The organism is Streptomyces sp. NPDC001717, from assembly GCF_042892775.1.
Classification (GTDB): Bacteria; Actinomycetota; Actinomycetes; order Streptomycetales; family Streptomycetaceae; genus Streptomyces.
In genome coordinates this window covers 122,748-138,218 of record NZ_JBIAUK010000017.1, presented here as the reverse complement: position 1 = coordinate 138,218, position 15,471 = coordinate 122,748, and the positions used below count along the sequence as shown (strand labels likewise).

At 72.4% G+C, this 15,471-nt stretch carries 6 protein-coding genes; 5 read left to right on the top strand and 1 reads right to left on the bottom strand.

The genetic code is table 11. The annotated features are described in order from the left end of the window. Positions 1-261: 261 nt before the first annotated feature. Together ACFYZL_RS25270 and ACFYZL_RS25265 are read left to right on the top strand one after the other, a co-directional pair. Complete coding sequence (locus tag ACFYZL_RS25270) at positions 262-1,515, top strand: sensor histidine kinase (protein ID WP_384744629.1); 1,254 nt, start codon at positions 262-264, stop codon at positions 1,513-1,515. Further along, entirely contained in the window at positions 1,503-2,165 is a 663-nt protein-coding gene (locus tag ACFYZL_RS25265; protein WP_384744593.1) for a response regulator, read from the top strand. The genes ACFYZL_RS25270 and ACFYZL_RS25265 overlap by 13 nt, the downstream gene beginning before the upstream one ends. Positions 2,166-2,231: 66 nt before the next feature. Here the strand turns inward: ACFYZL_RS25265 and pheA are convergent, their stop codons facing one another. Beyond that, positions 2,232-3,167 carry a prephenate dehydratase gene (gene pheA, locus ACFYZL_RS25260; RefSeq protein ID WP_384744595.1) on the bottom strand — a complete coding sequence of 312 codons (936 nt, stop codon included), beginning with the start codon at positions 3,165-3,167 and terminating at the stop codon, positions 2,232-2,234. Positions 3,168-3,374: 207 nt separating this feature from the next. Between pheA and ACFYZL_RS25255 the strand changes: the two genes are divergently transcribed. The 3 genes from ACFYZL_RS25255 (at position 3,375) to ACFYZL_RS25245 (ending at position 15,382) form a co-directional block, all read left to right on the top strand. After that, positions 3,375-4,736: a serine hydrolase domain-containing protein gene (locus ACFYZL_RS25255; protein WP_388681834.1), complete on the top strand. Its 1,362-nt coding sequence runs from the start codon at positions 3,375-3,377 to the stop codon at positions 4,734-4,736. Positions 4,737-4,844: 108 nt separating this feature from the next. Then, positions 4,845-15,101 carry an amino acid adenylation domain-containing protein gene (locus ACFYZL_RS25250; RefSeq protein WP_388681831.1) on the top strand — a complete coding sequence of 3,419 codons (10,257 nt, stop codon included), beginning with the start codon at positions 4,845-4,847 and terminating at the stop codon, positions 15,099-15,101. 80 nt (positions 15,102-15,181) lie between these two features. Next, the gene (locus ACFYZL_RS25245) at positions 15,182-15,382 is read left to right on the top strand and encodes an MbtH family protein (protein ID WP_384744598.1); all 201 of its coding nucleotides are present in this window, start codon (positions 15,182-15,184) and stop codon (positions 15,380-15,382) included. Positions 15,383-15,471 lie beyond the last annotated feature (89 nt).

Here is a 15,471-nt window from a genome sequence, read left to right as displayed (position 1 = left end):
CTGCCCCCGGAGGAAGCCGAGAAGACCTATCGGGGCCGGGCCGACCGGATTGCGGCAGGGGGTGGGCGTGGGCTTCTCCACCGTCGGACTCCCGGACACCGGACTACAATTGCCGTGGATCGCACGGGTTTCGGGGCGCAGCAGGAGGCTACACACATGTCAGGGCAGGCGTACGGGTCTCGACTGACGCCTGCCGGGCAACCACCGCAGCCCTCACCCGCACCGGAACAGGACGCGCCGAGCGTTGCCGTGTGGGTGGCGATGCGGGAGCATCCGCTGCGCTTCCTCACCTCCGGCTGGCCCCTGCGCTGTTGGGCCTTCCTCTTCGGCGGCCTGCTGCTCGGCCTGGTGGTGCTGGTGAGCCTTGCCGCACTGATCGTATTCGGGGCGCTGCTCTCCGTCGTGGGCGTGGGCCTGGTGATGCTGACGGCCATCACGGTCTTCGGGCTCCCCGTCGCCGGCGTGGAGCGCCGGCGACTGCGGCTGGTGGAGCCGGTGCCCCCGCCGGACCCGCACGGCTCCCCGGCGGGGGCCGGTGCCTGGTCGTGGCTGCGTACACGGCTTCGAGAACGCGCGACCTGGCGGGAACTGGGGTATGCCGTCGTCCTCGGCGTCTTCTTCACCGGGGCGAACGCCGGTCTCGTGGCCCTGCTGGGCATGTCGCTCATGCTGCTGGCGACCCCGGTCGTCGTCTGGGCGCTCGCTCCCGAGACCGTGATGATCATTCCCGGGCAGGCGATCCCCGGTCCGGTGGCCGCGCTGCCGTTCTCCGTCGTGGGGCTGCTCGGTCTGGTGCTGAGCGCCTACGGGGCGGGCCTGCTCACGGCGGTTCAGGTCAAGACGGCCTTCTTCCTGCTCTCCCCGCGCGACGAGCCGTCGCGGAGCCACGTCATCGAACTCACCCGCTCCCGTATCCGGCTGGCCGACGCCTTCGAGGCCGAACGGCGCCGGATCGAACGCGATCTTCACGACGGCGCCCAGCAGCAACTGGTCGCGCTCACCATGACCTTGGGACTGGCCGAGATGGAGATGGGGGAGCGTGACTCACCGGCCGGCGAGCTCGTCTCCCGGGCCCGCCGCGAGGCGCGGCAGGCCTTGGACGAGCTGCGCAGGCTCGTCCGCGGCATCTACCCGCAGGTGTTGACCGACCACGGGCTCGCCGCCGCGGTGGAAGAGGTCGCACAGGGCCACCCGCTCCCCGTCACGGTCGACATCGACCTTCCGCACCGGCTGCCCGGCATGGTCGAGACCACGGCGTACTTCACCGTGACGGAGGCGCTCACCAACGCGGCCAAGCACAGCGGTGCTTCGCAGGTCGCGGTCGTCGGCGAGTACCGCGACGACCGGCTTATCCTGCTGATCACCGATGACGGACACGGTGGCGCGGACCCCGCCGGGGGAACCGGGCTGTCGGGATTGGCGGACCGTATGGCGATTCTCAAGGGCCGGCTGGTGGTGTCCAGCCCCAGGGGCGGCCCGACCCAGCTTCGAGTGGAGGTCCCGTGCTCCGGGTAGTGCTGGCCGAGGACGCCGTGCTGCTGCGCGCCGGGCTCGTCGAACTCCTCACCCGCGGCGGCCACGAGGTGGTCGCCGCGGTCGGCGACGCCGAGGCGCTGGCCGGCGCCGTCGAGGAGCACCGTCCGGACGTGGTGATCACCGACGTCCGGATGCCGCCCGGCTTCCGGGACGAAGGGCTCAAGGCCGCGGTGGAGTTGCGCGCCCGCCACGACCGGCTGCCGGTCCTGGTGCTCTCGCAGTACGTCGCCACCGCGTACGCCACCCAGTTGCTGAGCGGTGACGGCCGGGAAGCGGCCGGGTTGGGGTATCTGCTCAAGGACAGGGTGGGGGAGGTCTCGGAGTTCCTGGACGCCCTGCGGCGGGTCGCTGACGGCCACACCGTCATCGACCCCGAGGTGGTGCGCGTCCTGCTCGCCCAGCAGACCGCGAGCCGGCCGCTGAGCCGGCTCACCCCGCGCGAGCGCGAGGTGCTGGCGCTGATGGCGGAGGGCCTCAACAACCAGCTGATCGCGCGACGGCTGACGGTGACCGAGGCCTCCGTGGTCAAGCACTCCAGCAACATCTTCATGAAGCTGGACCTCGGCCCCACCGACGGCAACCGGCGGGTGCTCGCCGTCCTCGCCCATCTGCGGGGCGCGTCCTCGTGAGGCCGGGACGGCCCGCCCCGGGCCTCCCCGGGCCCGCGGTCCCGGGTCGGGGTCCGGCGCCTCGCCTCAGGGCTGGCCGTCCTGGATGCGCGTCAGCCAGTCCGCCGCGTTCGTGAACTCCGGGTCGCTGGTGCCGGGCAGCGGCGCACGCGTGTCCCTCGGCGTCATCCCGGCCCGAGGATAGGAGCCGAGGAAGCGGACCCGGGGGGCGCGGCGTTTGAGCCCCATCAGGGCCTCGGTGACCCGCCGCTCGGTGATGTGGCCCTCGGTGTCCAGGGCGAACCAGTAGTTGCCGATCCCCGCGCCCGTCGGCCGCGACTGGATCAGCATCAGGTTGACACCGCGTACGGCGAGTTCCTGGAGCAGTTCGAGCAGCGCGCCCGAATGGTCGTCGCCCAGCCAGACGATCAACGACGTCCGGTCGGCGCCGGTCGGTGCCGACGGCCGTGCCGGCCGGCCGACGAGCACGAAGCGGGTCTCGGCGTTCTCCGCGTCGTGGATCCGGGTGACCAGCGGTTCGAGTCCGTACGTCGCCGCCGCGAATTCGGCGGCGAACGCGGCGTCGTAAAGTCCCTCCTGGACGAGTCGGGCGCCGTCCGCGTTGGAGGCCGCCGACTCCCACCGGGCGTCGGGCAGCTTCGCCGCCAGCCAGTTGCGCACCTGGGGCTGTGCGACCGGGTGGCCCGTGACCGTCTTGATGTCGTCCAGGTGGGTGCCGGGGCGTACCAACAGTGCGAAGGTGATGGGAAGGAGCACCTCTCGGTAGATCATCAGCGGTTCGCCGTCGGCGAGTTCGTCGAGCGTGGTGGTGACCCCGCCGTCCACCGAGTTCTCGATCGGGACGAGGGCGGCGGCGGCTTCGCCGCTGCGTACGGCGTCGAGCGCCGCGGTCACGGACATCATGGGTACGAGTTCCCGGGTGGCCGCTTCGGGAAGCGTGCGGAGCGCGGCTTCGGTGAAGGTGCCCTCCGGACCCAGATAGGTGTAACGGGTGGCTGACATGCCGTCACCCTAGTGGGTCGGGTTTCCGCGTGGTCTGCCGCGGAGTCCGCCAAGAGGCCTCTGACCTGGGCTTTTTCCTCCCAGGGAAACGGCTTGCCCTGGATTGGCAGAACGATCAAGGATGGAGAGGTACGGGTACCCGCACCACATGGGTGCGGGTACCCGTACCGGCGGAATTCCGCCGGTCGTTCGACTACGGGGGAAAACATGGAAGCACGGCACCTTGCGAGCCGATTAGAGGAACTGACGCACGCTCACGCCGTCCCGGGGGCGCAGCTCTCCGTGCACACCGGCACCGAGACCGTCGATGCCGTCGCCGGAACCGAGTGCTGTGACGGAACCCGCGCGGTCGACCCCCGCTCGGCGTTCGCCTACGGATCCGTGACCAAGGTCTTCGCCGCGACGCTGGTGCTCCAGCTCGTGTCCGACGGCGACCTGGACCTCGACCGGCCCGTTTCCGACGTCCTCGCGGAATTCCGCGAGCCGGCGGACGCCCGGCTGGCCTCGGTCACCGCCCGGCAGCTCCTGAGCCACACCAGCGGCCTGGTCGCGGACCACGAACTCGACGAGACCGACGAGCGGTCCCTGTTCCGTTACGCGAAGAGCGTCGCCGAGCTCCCGCTGCTGGACCGCCCCGGGAACTCCTTCTCGTACTCGAACACCGGCTACAACATCCTGGGCCGGGTCGTCGAGGAGGTCACCGGTCTGAAGTGGCGCGACGCGCTCCAGGACTTCCTGCTGCGCCCGCTGGGCGTCGACCCCTACGTCGATCACAGCCCCGACGGGCCGGCCCGGCCCCTCACCACGGGGCACGCGGTCCGGCCCGGACAGCGCGAGGCCCGCCCGGTCGACCAGTTCCTGCCGCCCACGTGGACACCGGCCGGCGGCCTCAGCGGAAGCGCCCGGGACCTCGTCGTGCTCGCCCGGCTGCACATCGGCACCGACCCGAAGGTCGCCGCCCTCCTGGAGGACGAGCAGCGCGTCGAGATGCGCACGCCCGTGCCCGGAGCCGACGCCTTCGGCATGGCCGACGCCTGGGCCCTGGGCCTGGGGCACTACGGCAGTGCGGACAACCGCTGGCTCGGCCACGACGGCACGGTGGACGGCGGTACGGCGCACCTGCGCTTCCACCCCGGATCGGGCCTCGCCGTCGCCCTGACCACCAACGCCACCACCGGGTCCAGCCTCTGGCCCGACGTGGTGGAGGAACTGCGCACCCTGGGCATCGACGTCGGCGACCACCGGCCCGGCGTCCCCGCGCCCCACCCCGCGGCCTCCGGAGCCGGCACCGGCACCGGCCCGCAGGAGACCGAACGGCTCGTGGGCGACTACGCAAACGGCGACACCGTCTTCTCCGTCCGACGCCACCACGACGGCATCCGGCTCAGCGACCGCACCGGCCTGGTCGCCGACGTCACCTTGAACGACGGCCTGAACTTCACCGCCCGGCGCGTCGACACCGACGCCGCCCCCTACGTCGGACGCTTCGTCCTGGACGGCGGTACGGGCGAGATCGCCCTCCTGCAGCTCGCAGGGCGCTCCGCCATGCGCGTCCGCGCCGCGGTCTGACGGCTTCCCGCCGCGTCCTGACCACTCTTCTCCGACTTCTCGGCAGCCGCCCCCCGCCCCAGGCCGGGGGCAGCCGTTGCCGGAGTCCGTCAATCCTGGAGGTACAGCGTGACTCGCGCTGCAGCGTCGGCCAACCGGGAACCCTCCCGGCACGTGGAATTCTGGCGTCAGCGGTTGGCGGGGATCACTCCCCTCGAACTGCCGACGGACCGACAGCGGCCCGTCGTACGGTCGGCCGGGACGCAGACGTACGACATCGATGTCCCGCTCGGCCTGGCCAAGGCCGTACGGGACATGGCCGCACGTCACGGGGCCACGCCGCACGAGGTGTTCGTGGCCGCCGTGAAGGCGCTGCTCACGCGCTACTCGGGCCAGGACGACATAGCCGTCGGCACGCTCTCCCCGCGCAACGGCCACACCGTCGTGCTGCGCGGCCGGGTCGAGTCGGGGGCCTCGTTCGCAGAGCTCGTCGCCCAGGTCAGGGAGACGGTGCGGGACGCCTTCGAGCACGACGGCGTTTCGCTCGCGCACCTCGTCGACGTGCTGGCACCGCAGCAGGACACCAGCGTGACCCCGTTCGTCCAGGCCATGGTCGTCGTGCGGGAGGACGGCGACGCGCTCCCGGCCGCCTTCGACCCGCTGGACCTCTCGCTGGAGTTCGCCGGCCCGGCGGAGCGGCCGACGGTCCGCATCCGCTTCAGCACGGCCCTCTTCGACGAGTCCACCATCGCCCGGCTCGCGGGCCATCTCGGCGTCCTGCTCGCGGGCGCCGCCGAAGACCCCCGGCGCACGGTCTCGGCGCTGCCGATGCTGACGGACGGCGAGTTCGACCGGATCGTACGGGAGTGGAACGCCACGGGCCGACAGGTCCCCACCGGCACCTTCCCCGAGCTCTTCGCCGCCCACGCGGCCTCCCGCCCGGACGCCGTGGCCGTCATCGACGAGCACGGCTCGGTGACCTACCGGGAGCTGGACGAGCGGGCCAACCGCCTCGCGCACCACCTGCGCGGACTCGGCGCGGGCAGGGACGTCCTGGTCGGCCTGTGCGTGGAGCGCGGCGCCCCGATGGCCGTCGGACTGCTCGGCATCATGAAGGCGGGCGCCGCCTATCTGCCGCTGGACGTCGACTATCCGGCCGACAGGCTCGCCTACATGCTCCAGGACTCCGGCGCGCGACTGGTCGTGACGCAGAAGGGCCTGGGCGACCGGCTGCCGAGCACCGACGCCGTCCTGGTCGGTGTGGACGAGGAGCCGACGCAGGCCGACGGGCACCCCTACCCGTCCACCGCGCCGGACGTCGAGATGTCCCCGCAGGACCTCGCGTACGTCATCTACACCTCCGGCTCCACCGGCCGGCCCAAGGGCGTGCTCGTCTCGCACGCCGGCATCGGCAACCTCGCGGCCGTACAGACCGAGCACTTCGACGTCACACCGGACAGCCGGATCCTGCAGTTCGCCTCCGCCAGCTTCGACGCGGCGTTCTGGGAGATGTGCATGGGCCTCGTCACCGGCGCCACGCTGGTCATGGGCTCGAAGGACGCCATGCTTCCCGGCGAGCCGCTGGCCGCGTACGCCGTGGAGCACGGGGTCACCCACGCCACGCTGACCCCCGCCACCGTCGCCGTCCTGCCGGAGGGCCGTGGTCTGCCCGCCGACGCCACGCTCGTCGTCGCCGGCGAGGCGAGCACCGGTGACCTCGTGGCGCGCTGGTCCGCCGGTCGCCGCATGGTCAACGCGTACGGCCCGACGGAGACCACCGTGTGCGCGACCATGAGCGCGCCGCTGAGCGGCGGTGCGGTGCCGCCGATCGGCGCGCCGATCGCCAACACGCAGGTCTACGTCCTCGACGACGCCCTGCACCCGGTGCCCGCGGGCGTCCGTGGCGAGCTCTACATCGCCGGCGCCGGGCTGGCCCGTGGATACCACGGCCGGGCCGGACTGACCGCGGAGCGGTTCGTCGCCAACCCGTTCGGCGAGCCGGGTCGCCGGATGTACCGCACCGGTGACGTGGCCCGCTGGACCGCCGACGGCGTGCTGGAGTACCTCGGTCGCGCGGACGACCAGGTCAAGGTCCGCGGCTTCCGCATCGAACTCGGCGAGATCGAGAGCGCGCTGGTCCGGCACCCGGACCTGGCGCAGGCCGTCGTCGTCACCCACAACACCAACCTGCTGGCGTACGTCTCCCCGCTCGGCGCCGCGCGCCCCACGGCCGAGGAGATCAAGACCCACCTCGCGGCGACCCTGCCCGACTACATGGTGCCGTCGGCGATCGTGGTGCTCGACACCCTGCCGCTGACCCCCAACGGCAAGGTCGACCGCAAGGCGCTGCCCGACCCGGCGACCGCGCAGGAGCGGGCCGCCGGCCGCATCGCGCCGCGCAACGCCATCGAGGAGACCATCGCGGGCGTCTGGTCCGAAGTGCTCGAGATCGAGGGCTTCGGCGTCGACGACGACTTCTTCGCCCTGGGCGGCAACTCGATCCTCTCCGTGCGCGCCGTCGCCCGCATGCGCAAGGCGCTGGGCATCAAACTCTCCCCGCGCGTCCTGTTCGACACCCCGACCGTCGCCGCCCTCGCCGCGTCGGTCGCCACGGCGGAGCAGGGCGGCGACGCCCCGATCCCGGCCGTCTCCCGCGAGGGCGAACTGCCGATGTCCTACGGGCAGCAGCGCCTGTGGTTCCTGGAGGACTTCGACCCGGGCAGTGCCGAGTACCACACGGCCACCGGGCTGCGGCTGACGGGCGAACTCGACGTGGACGCCCTGCGGGGCGCCGTGCACGACCTCATGGCCCGTCACGAATCGTTGCGCACCACCTTCGGCGTGGTCGGCGGACGCGGCGTCCAGGTGATCCACCCGGCCCTGGAGCCGGAGTGGAAGACCACCGATCTCACCACCGTCGCCGCGGACCTGCGCGAGGACCGACTGGGCGAGCTGGTCCGCGCCGAGGTGACGAGGCCGTACGACCTGCAGGGCGGACCGCTGGTCCGCGTCCTCCTGGTCGCCCTCGCCGCCGACGAGTACGTCTTCGTCCTCGGCATGCACCACATCGTGACCGACGGCTGGTCGATGGGCGTGGTCGCCCGGGAACTGGGCGAGCTGTACGCGGCCCGGGCGCTCCCGCGCCCCTCGGCCCTGCCCGGTGTGCCCGTGCAGTACGCGGACTTCGCCGCCTGGCAGCGCGGCCGGCTGGAGGGCAGCGGCCTGCTGGGCCGGCAGCTGGACTGGTGGCGCGAACGACTGACCGGCATCACCCCGCTGGAGCTGCCGACGGACCGGCCCCGCCCGGTGGTGCGCTCCACCGCCGGCGGAGAGTACGCCTTCGAGGTGCCGGTCACGACCGTCGCCGGCGCCAAGGAGCTGGCGGGTGCCCGCGGCGCCACGCTGTTCATGGTGCTGACCGCCGCGGTCAAGGCGGTCTTCGCCCGCTACTCCGGACAGACGGACATCGCGATCGGCACGGCGTCGTCGGGCCGGGGCCACCGCGACCTGGAACAGCTCGTCGGGTTCCTGGTGAACACGGTCGTGCTGCGCTCCCGGGTCGACCCCCACCAGTCCTTCGGCGCCTTCCTCGACCAGGTCAAGGAGACCGTCCTGGAAGCCTTCGCCCACGAGGACGTGCCGTTCGAGCGGCTGGTCGAAGTGCTCCAGACCGAGCGGGACACCAGCCGCACGCCGCTGATCCAGACCATGGTCGTACTGCAGAACGCCTCGAACGACCAGGTCGTGCTGCCCGGCGTCGAAGTCCGCGACCACCCCGTGCACCGGGTGGCGGCGCCCTTCGACCTGACGGTCGAGTTCTCCGAGACGGACACGGGCCTCACGGGCCGGATCATCTACAGCACCGCGCTGTTCGACGAAGCCACCGTCGCCCGCCTCGCCGGCCACCTGTGCGTGTTGCTCGGCGCCGCGGCCACCACGCCCGACAGGGCCGTCGCCGCCCTGCCGATGCTCGACGAGGGAGAGTTCCGGGACGTCCTGCACACCTGGAACGACACCGCCCGAGACCTGCCGGACGCGGCGCTGCCCGAACTGTTCGCCGCCGAGGTGGCCCGCCGTCCCGACGCGGTCGCCCTCTCCTACGGCGAGGAGAAGCTGACCTACCGCGAGCTCGACGAGCGGGCCAACCGGCTCGCCCACCACCTGACGGAGCAGGGCGCGGGCCCGGACGTGCTCGTCGGGCTGTGCATGGAGCGCGGCGCCCTGACCATCGTGGCGCTGCTCGCGATCCTCAAGGCGGGCGCCGCCTACGTGCCGCTGGACCCCGAGTACCCGGCCGACCGGCTCGCGTACATGATCGAGGACGCCGCCGTCCGGCTGCTGGTCACCCAGCCGCACCTTCACCACCGACTGACCGGGACCGGTGCCCGCCTCATCGACGTGGAACCGGGCGGGGAGGAGTCGGCGCACCACCCGGCCACCGCCCCCGAGGTCGCCCTCAGCCCGGACCACCTCGCGTACGTCATCTACACCTCCGGCTCCACCGGCGCCCCCAAGGGCGTGATGACCTCGCACCGCGCCGTGGTCCGCCTGATCCACGAGTCCGGGGTGTTCGACGTACGGCCGGGCGACGTCGTCGCCCAGTTCGCGTCCGTGTCCTTCGACGCCTCCACCCTGGAGGTGTGGTCCGCGCTGCTGAATGGTGCGCGGCTGGCGGTCCACCCGCCGTCCGCGCCCACCGGCAGCGAGCTCGGCAGCTTCCTGGAGGAGCACGGGGTCACCCATCTGGCCATCACCGCCGGCCTGTTCCACCAGGTCGTCGACGACGATCCCGGCGCGCTGGGCGGCCTGCGGCAGATCGTCGCCGGTGGCGACAAGGTCTCGCCCGAGCACTGCGCCCGGCTGCTCGCGGCGCACCCCGCGATCGGGCTCGGCAATGGCTACGGGCCGACCGAGGCCACCTCGTTGACCACCACCCATGGGGTGAGCGCCGGTCTCGACCCCTCGGCACCGGTGCCGCTGGGCACCCCCATCGGCAACACCCGGGTCTACGTCCTCACCGAGACGCTGGAGCCCGCGCCGGTCGGCGTGCCGGGCGAGCTGTACATCGCCGGGCCGGGTCTGGCCCGGGGCTATCTGGGCCGGCCGGGCCTGACGGCCGGGCACTTCGTCGCGGACCCCTACGGCGACGCCGGCACCCGGATGTACCGCTCCGGCGACCTGGCCCGTTGGCGTCACGACGGGGTGCTGGAGTTCCTCGGGCGCACCGACGGACAGGTCAAGATCCGCGGCTTCCGCATCGAATTGGGCGAAGTCGAGAGCGCGCTCAAGAACCACCCGGACGTGGTGGACGCCGTCGTCGTGGCCCACCAGGGCGACACGGGGCACCGCCGGCTGGTGGCGTACGTGGTCGCCGGCCGCGAGGTGACCGTCGGCGAACTGCGCGCCCACCTCGCCCTGTCGCTGCCCGACTACATGACGCCCGCCGTCTTCGTGCCGCTGGAGAAGCTGCCGCTGACCGCGAACGGCAAGGTGGACCGGCGACGGCTGCCGGAGCCCGAGATCCAGGCGAGCCGCCTCGGTTCGGACTACGCCGCCCCGCGCAACCCCACCGAAGAGGCGCTGGCCGAGGTGTGGGCCGAGGTGCTGGGCGTCGAACGCGTCGGCATCCACGACAACTTCTTCGATCTGGGCGGCGACTCGATCCTGTCCCTCCAGGTCGTCTCGCGCGCCCGGCAGGCCGGTCTCCGGCTCACCTCGAAGCTGCTGTTCGTCCACCAGAGCGTGGCCACACTGGCCCCGGCCGTCGGCATCCTCGCCGACGTCTCGACGGCGCCCACCGTGGTCGCCGGACGCGTCGAGGCGACCCCCATCCAGCGGCGGTTCTTCGAGGAGCACCCCGACGCCCCCGACCACTACGCCATGTCGGTCCAGGTCGAGTTGGCCCCCGACACGGACACCGCCGTCCTGGAACGGGCGCTGACCGCGGTCGCCGCCCACCACGACGCCCTGCGGATGCGCTACGTCCGCGACCAGGACCGCTGGACCCAGGAGTACGGCGACCGGGCCCCGGACCTGCTGCTGACGGTGAGGGACGTCTCCGGCCTCGGCGAGAGCGAGCGGGCGCACGCCCTCGACGAGGCCGCCCTGGCCGCCCAGCGGTCCCTGGACCTGGCCTCGGGCACCCTGCTCAAGGGCGTCTTCTTCCGCCTGGGCGCGGGCCGACTGCCCCGCCTCTTCCTGACCGCGCACCACCTCGTCATGGACGGCGTTTCCTGGCGGGTACTGCTGGAGGACCTGGCCACCGCGTACGCCGGGCTCGCCGAGGGCCGCGGAGCCGGCCTGGGAGCCAAGTCCAGCAGCTACCAGCAGTGGGCGAGCCGACTGGCGGAACACGCGCGCTCCGGTGGCTTCGACCACGAACTGCCGTACTGGCAAGACGTCTCGCGGCACCACGCGATACCCCGCGACGGCGAGGGCCCCAACACCTTCGGCTCCTCCGCGGTGGCGTCCGTACGCCTGGACCGCACGCGGACCAGGGCACTGCTCCAGCGGGTACCTGCGGTCTACCGCACGCAGATCAACGACGTGCTGCTCACGGCACTGGGCCGGGTCCTGCACCGGTGGGCCGGCTCCCCGGTCACCATCGCGCTGGAGGGCCACGGCCGCGAGGACCTCTTCGACGACATCGACCTGTCCCGCACGCTCGGCTGGTTCACCACCGTCTACCCGGTCTCCCTGGACGTACCGGCCCAGGACTGGGGCACGGCCCTGAAGGCGGTCAAGGAGCGGATCCGGGCCATCCCGGGCCGGGGCCTGGGCTACGGCGCGCTGCGCCACCTGCCCACCGCGGACGGCCCGAGCCGCATCCCGGCCGACGGCACGGGACCGCAGATCAGCTTCAACTACCTCGGCCAGTGGGACGGTTCGACCAGCCGGGACGGCCTGGTGCGCAGGCGCCTGGACGGACTCGGCCGGGACCAGGCACCCGGGCTGCCCCGCCCGCACCTGATGGACATCGTGGCCGCCGTCAACGACGGCGAGTTGCGGATCGACTGGATCCACTCGCCCGCCAACCACAGCTCCGACACGGTCGAGCGGCTCGCCGGGGAGTTCCTGGCGGCGCTGGACGAGGTCATCGGCCACTGCCTCGCGGAGGGCAGCGGCGGCGCCACGCCGTCGGACTTCCCGTCGGCCGGTCTCGACCAGGCGGGCGTCGACCGGATCGTCGGCGACGGACGCACGGTGGAGGACGTCTTCCCGCTGACGCCGATGCAGGCCGGGATGCTCTTCCACACGCTGGCCGACCCCCAGTCGCCCACCTACTTCGAGCAGATGACCTGCGTCTTCGACGGAGTGGAGGACGTGGACCTCCTGGCCCGCGCCTGGCAGACGGTGGCCGACCACTTGGAGGTACTGCGCGCCTCGGTGGTCTGGGAGCAGGTCGAACGTCCCCTGATGGTGGTCCACCGCCATGCGGAACTGCCGGTCCAGCGGCTCGACTGGCGGGAGATGTCCGAGCCGGAACAGGCGCGTGCGCTGGAAGAGCACCTGGCCGCGGCCCGCGGCGACGGCCTGGACCTGACGGCCGCCCCCCTGATGCGGCTGGCCCTGATCCGCGTCTCCGACACCGCCGTACGCCTGGCCGGCTCCTTCCACCACCTGCTGCTCGACGGCTGGAGCACCTTCAGCGTGCTCACCGAGGTGATCACCGCCTACGCGGCGCTGGCCGCGGGCGAGACGCCCGTACTGCCGGCGCGCCGGCCGCTGCGGTCGTACGTGGAGTGGCTCGCGGAACAAGACCTCGAACAGGCCGAGAAGTACTGGCGGGGGCTGCTCTCCGGATTCGGCGAGCCCACGGCGCTGCCGTACGACCGACGTCCGCGGGCGAGCCACAGCACGCAGTCCACCAGCCGGCTGACCGCCGGGCTCTCCCCGCGGCAGTCGCGGGAGCTGTTCGACTTCGCCCGCAGGCACCGGCTGACGGTCAACACCCTCGTACAGGGAGCATGGGCGCTGCTGCTCGCCCGGTACGCCGGCGAGTCCGACGTGGTCTTCGGCGCGACGGTGTCCGGACGGCCCACGGACCTGGCGCAGGCCGACTCGATCGCGGGCATGCTGATCAACACCCTGCCCGCCCGCATCGAGGTCGACGGCCGGGCGCCGGTGGCCGAGTGGCTGGGCCGGGTCCAGCGCGACCAGGTCGAGGCCCGCGGCTACGAGTTCGTACCGCTGGGGCAGGTACAGGGCTGGAGCGACGTCGAGCGGGGCACCGGCCTCTTCGAGAGCCTCGTCGTCTTCGAGAACTACCCCAAGGACGAGGGGGCGATGGCGGCCCGGGGCCTGCGACTGCGGGACCTGGAGGGCATGGACGTCACCAACTTCCCGCTGAACCTGCTCGCCTACGCCGACGAGGAGTTCTCCTACACGCTGGCCTACGACGCCGACCTGTTCGACACACGGACCATCGAGCGGATGTCGGGACACTTCAACGCCTTGCTGGCGGGTCTGGTCGAGGACCCGGAGCGGGCCGTGGCGGCGGTGCCCATGCTGTCGGACGGCGAGTTCGACCGTGTGGTGCACGAGTGGAACGCGACCGGCGGGACGCCCGCACCGACCGGTGTCCTGCACGAGCGGGTCGCCCGGCAGGCGGCCGCCACGCCGGACGCGACAGCGGTCACGTCCGGCCGTGAGTCCCTCACGTACCGGGAGCTGGACGAGCGCGCAAACCAGCTCGCACGTCACCTGATCACGCTGGGCGCGGGTCCGGGACAGGTGGTGGGTCTCGCGGCCGAGCGCGGCGTACAACTGCTGGTCGGCCTGCTCGGCATCATGAAGTCGGGCGCAGCCTATGTCCCGCTGGACCCCGCCTATCCGACCGACCGCCTGGAGTACATGCTGCGCGACTCGGGGGCCGCGGTGCTGGTGACGCACCGGGGCATCCAGGAGCGGCTGAGCGTCGACGAGGTGCCGGTCGTGGACCTCGACACCGATTGGGCCGCCATCTCCCGGCTGCCGGTGTCGGCGCCCGCGGTCCCGGTGGCCGGCGAGGACCTCGCCTACGTGATCTACACGTCGGGTTCCACGGGCCGGCCCAAGGGCGTGGCGATCGAGCACCGCACGGTGCTGAACCTGCTGGAGAACACCCGGCCGCAGTTCGGGTTCGGCGCGAGCGACGTGTGGACCGTCTTCCACTCCTACGCCTTCGACGTCTCCGTGTGGGAGATGTGGGGCTGCCTGACGTCCGGGGGGCGGGTGGTCGTGGTTCCGCAGGACTGGGCGCAGAACCCGGTCGCGACCTGGGCGATGCTGCGGGACGAGGGCGTCACCGTGCTGAGCCAGACACCGTCGATGTTCCGCGCCCTGGTGGAGGCCGCCGCCGCCTCCGGCGGGCCCGCGCCGCGGGACCTGCGCTGGGTGGTACTGGCCGGTGAGGCGCTGGAGCCCAAGCACCTCACGGCCTGGTTCGACCGGTACGACACCGGGGCGGCCCGGCTGGTCAACATGTACGGGCCGACCGAGGCCACGGTGTACGTGACCCGCCAGGAGATCACGGCGGAGCACGTCCACGCCGGAGGCCCGATGCCGATCGGGCGCCCGCTGCCCGGCTACCGGGTGCTGCTGCTGGACGAGATCGGCGTGCCGGTCCCGGTCGGGGTCACCGGTGAACTCCACGTGGCGGGAGCCGGCCTGGCCCGCGGATACCTGAACCGGCCGGAGCTGACCGACGAGCGCTTCGTGCGCGACCCGTTCGGCGGGCCGGGCGAGCGCATGTACCGCTCGGGCGACCTGGCGAGGTGGCGCGCGGACGGCACGGTGGAGTACCTGGGGCGGGCCGACGGCCAGGTCAAGATCCGCGGTTTCAGGATCGAGACCGGTGAGATCGAGGCGGCCCTCGTCACCCACCCGCGGATCGCGGACGCGGCGGTCGTGGCCCACACGGACGACGACCGCACCGTCCTCGTCGGCCACGTGGTCGTGGCGGACCGGGGCGAGCTGCACACCACCGAGCTGCGCGACCACCTGCTGAGGACCCTGCCGGAGTTCATGGTGCCGGCGGTCTTCCGCCGGCTGGACGAGATGCCGCTGACCCCCAGCGGCAAGGTCGACCGCAGGGCGCTGCCCGAGCCGCAGGAGCGGGTGTCCACCGGCGCCGCCTACGAGGCGCCGGCCACCGTCACCGAGGAAGCCCTGGCGGAGATCTGGCGGGAACTCCTCGGCGTCGCACGTGTCGGTGTGCACGACAACTTCTTCGAGGCGGGCGGCGACTCGCTGCTCGCGGTGCGCATGGCCTCACGGATCAACGCGCTCTTCGGTACCGCCCTCTCGCCCCGGACCCTCTTCGACCGGCCGACGATCGCCGAAACGGCCGTCGAGGTCGAGGAGCGGATCCTCGCCGAGCTGGAGCAGAGCACCACCACTTCCTGACGCGGTCGCGCGCCACGGATCACCACGGCGGCGGCCCGGCGCGGGCCGCCGCCCACCCCACCATCGAAAGGCCGGAGATCATGTCCAACCCCTTTGAGCAGTCCGACCGTTCCTTCAGCGTTCTGGTGAACGACGAGGGGCAGCACTCGCTGTGGCCCGCCGGCAACGAGGTGCCGGCCGGTTGGACCGTCGTCCTGGCGGACCGGCCGCGTGAGGAGTGCCTCACGTACGTGGAGACCAACTGGACCGACATGCGGCCCAAGTCCCTCGCCACCGGCTGACCCACGCCGCCTCAGCCCCACCAGCACCTTTCGACACCACCGCACCACTCTTTGCCGGAGGTGACGGCGGGCGGCCCCGCGCCGCCCGC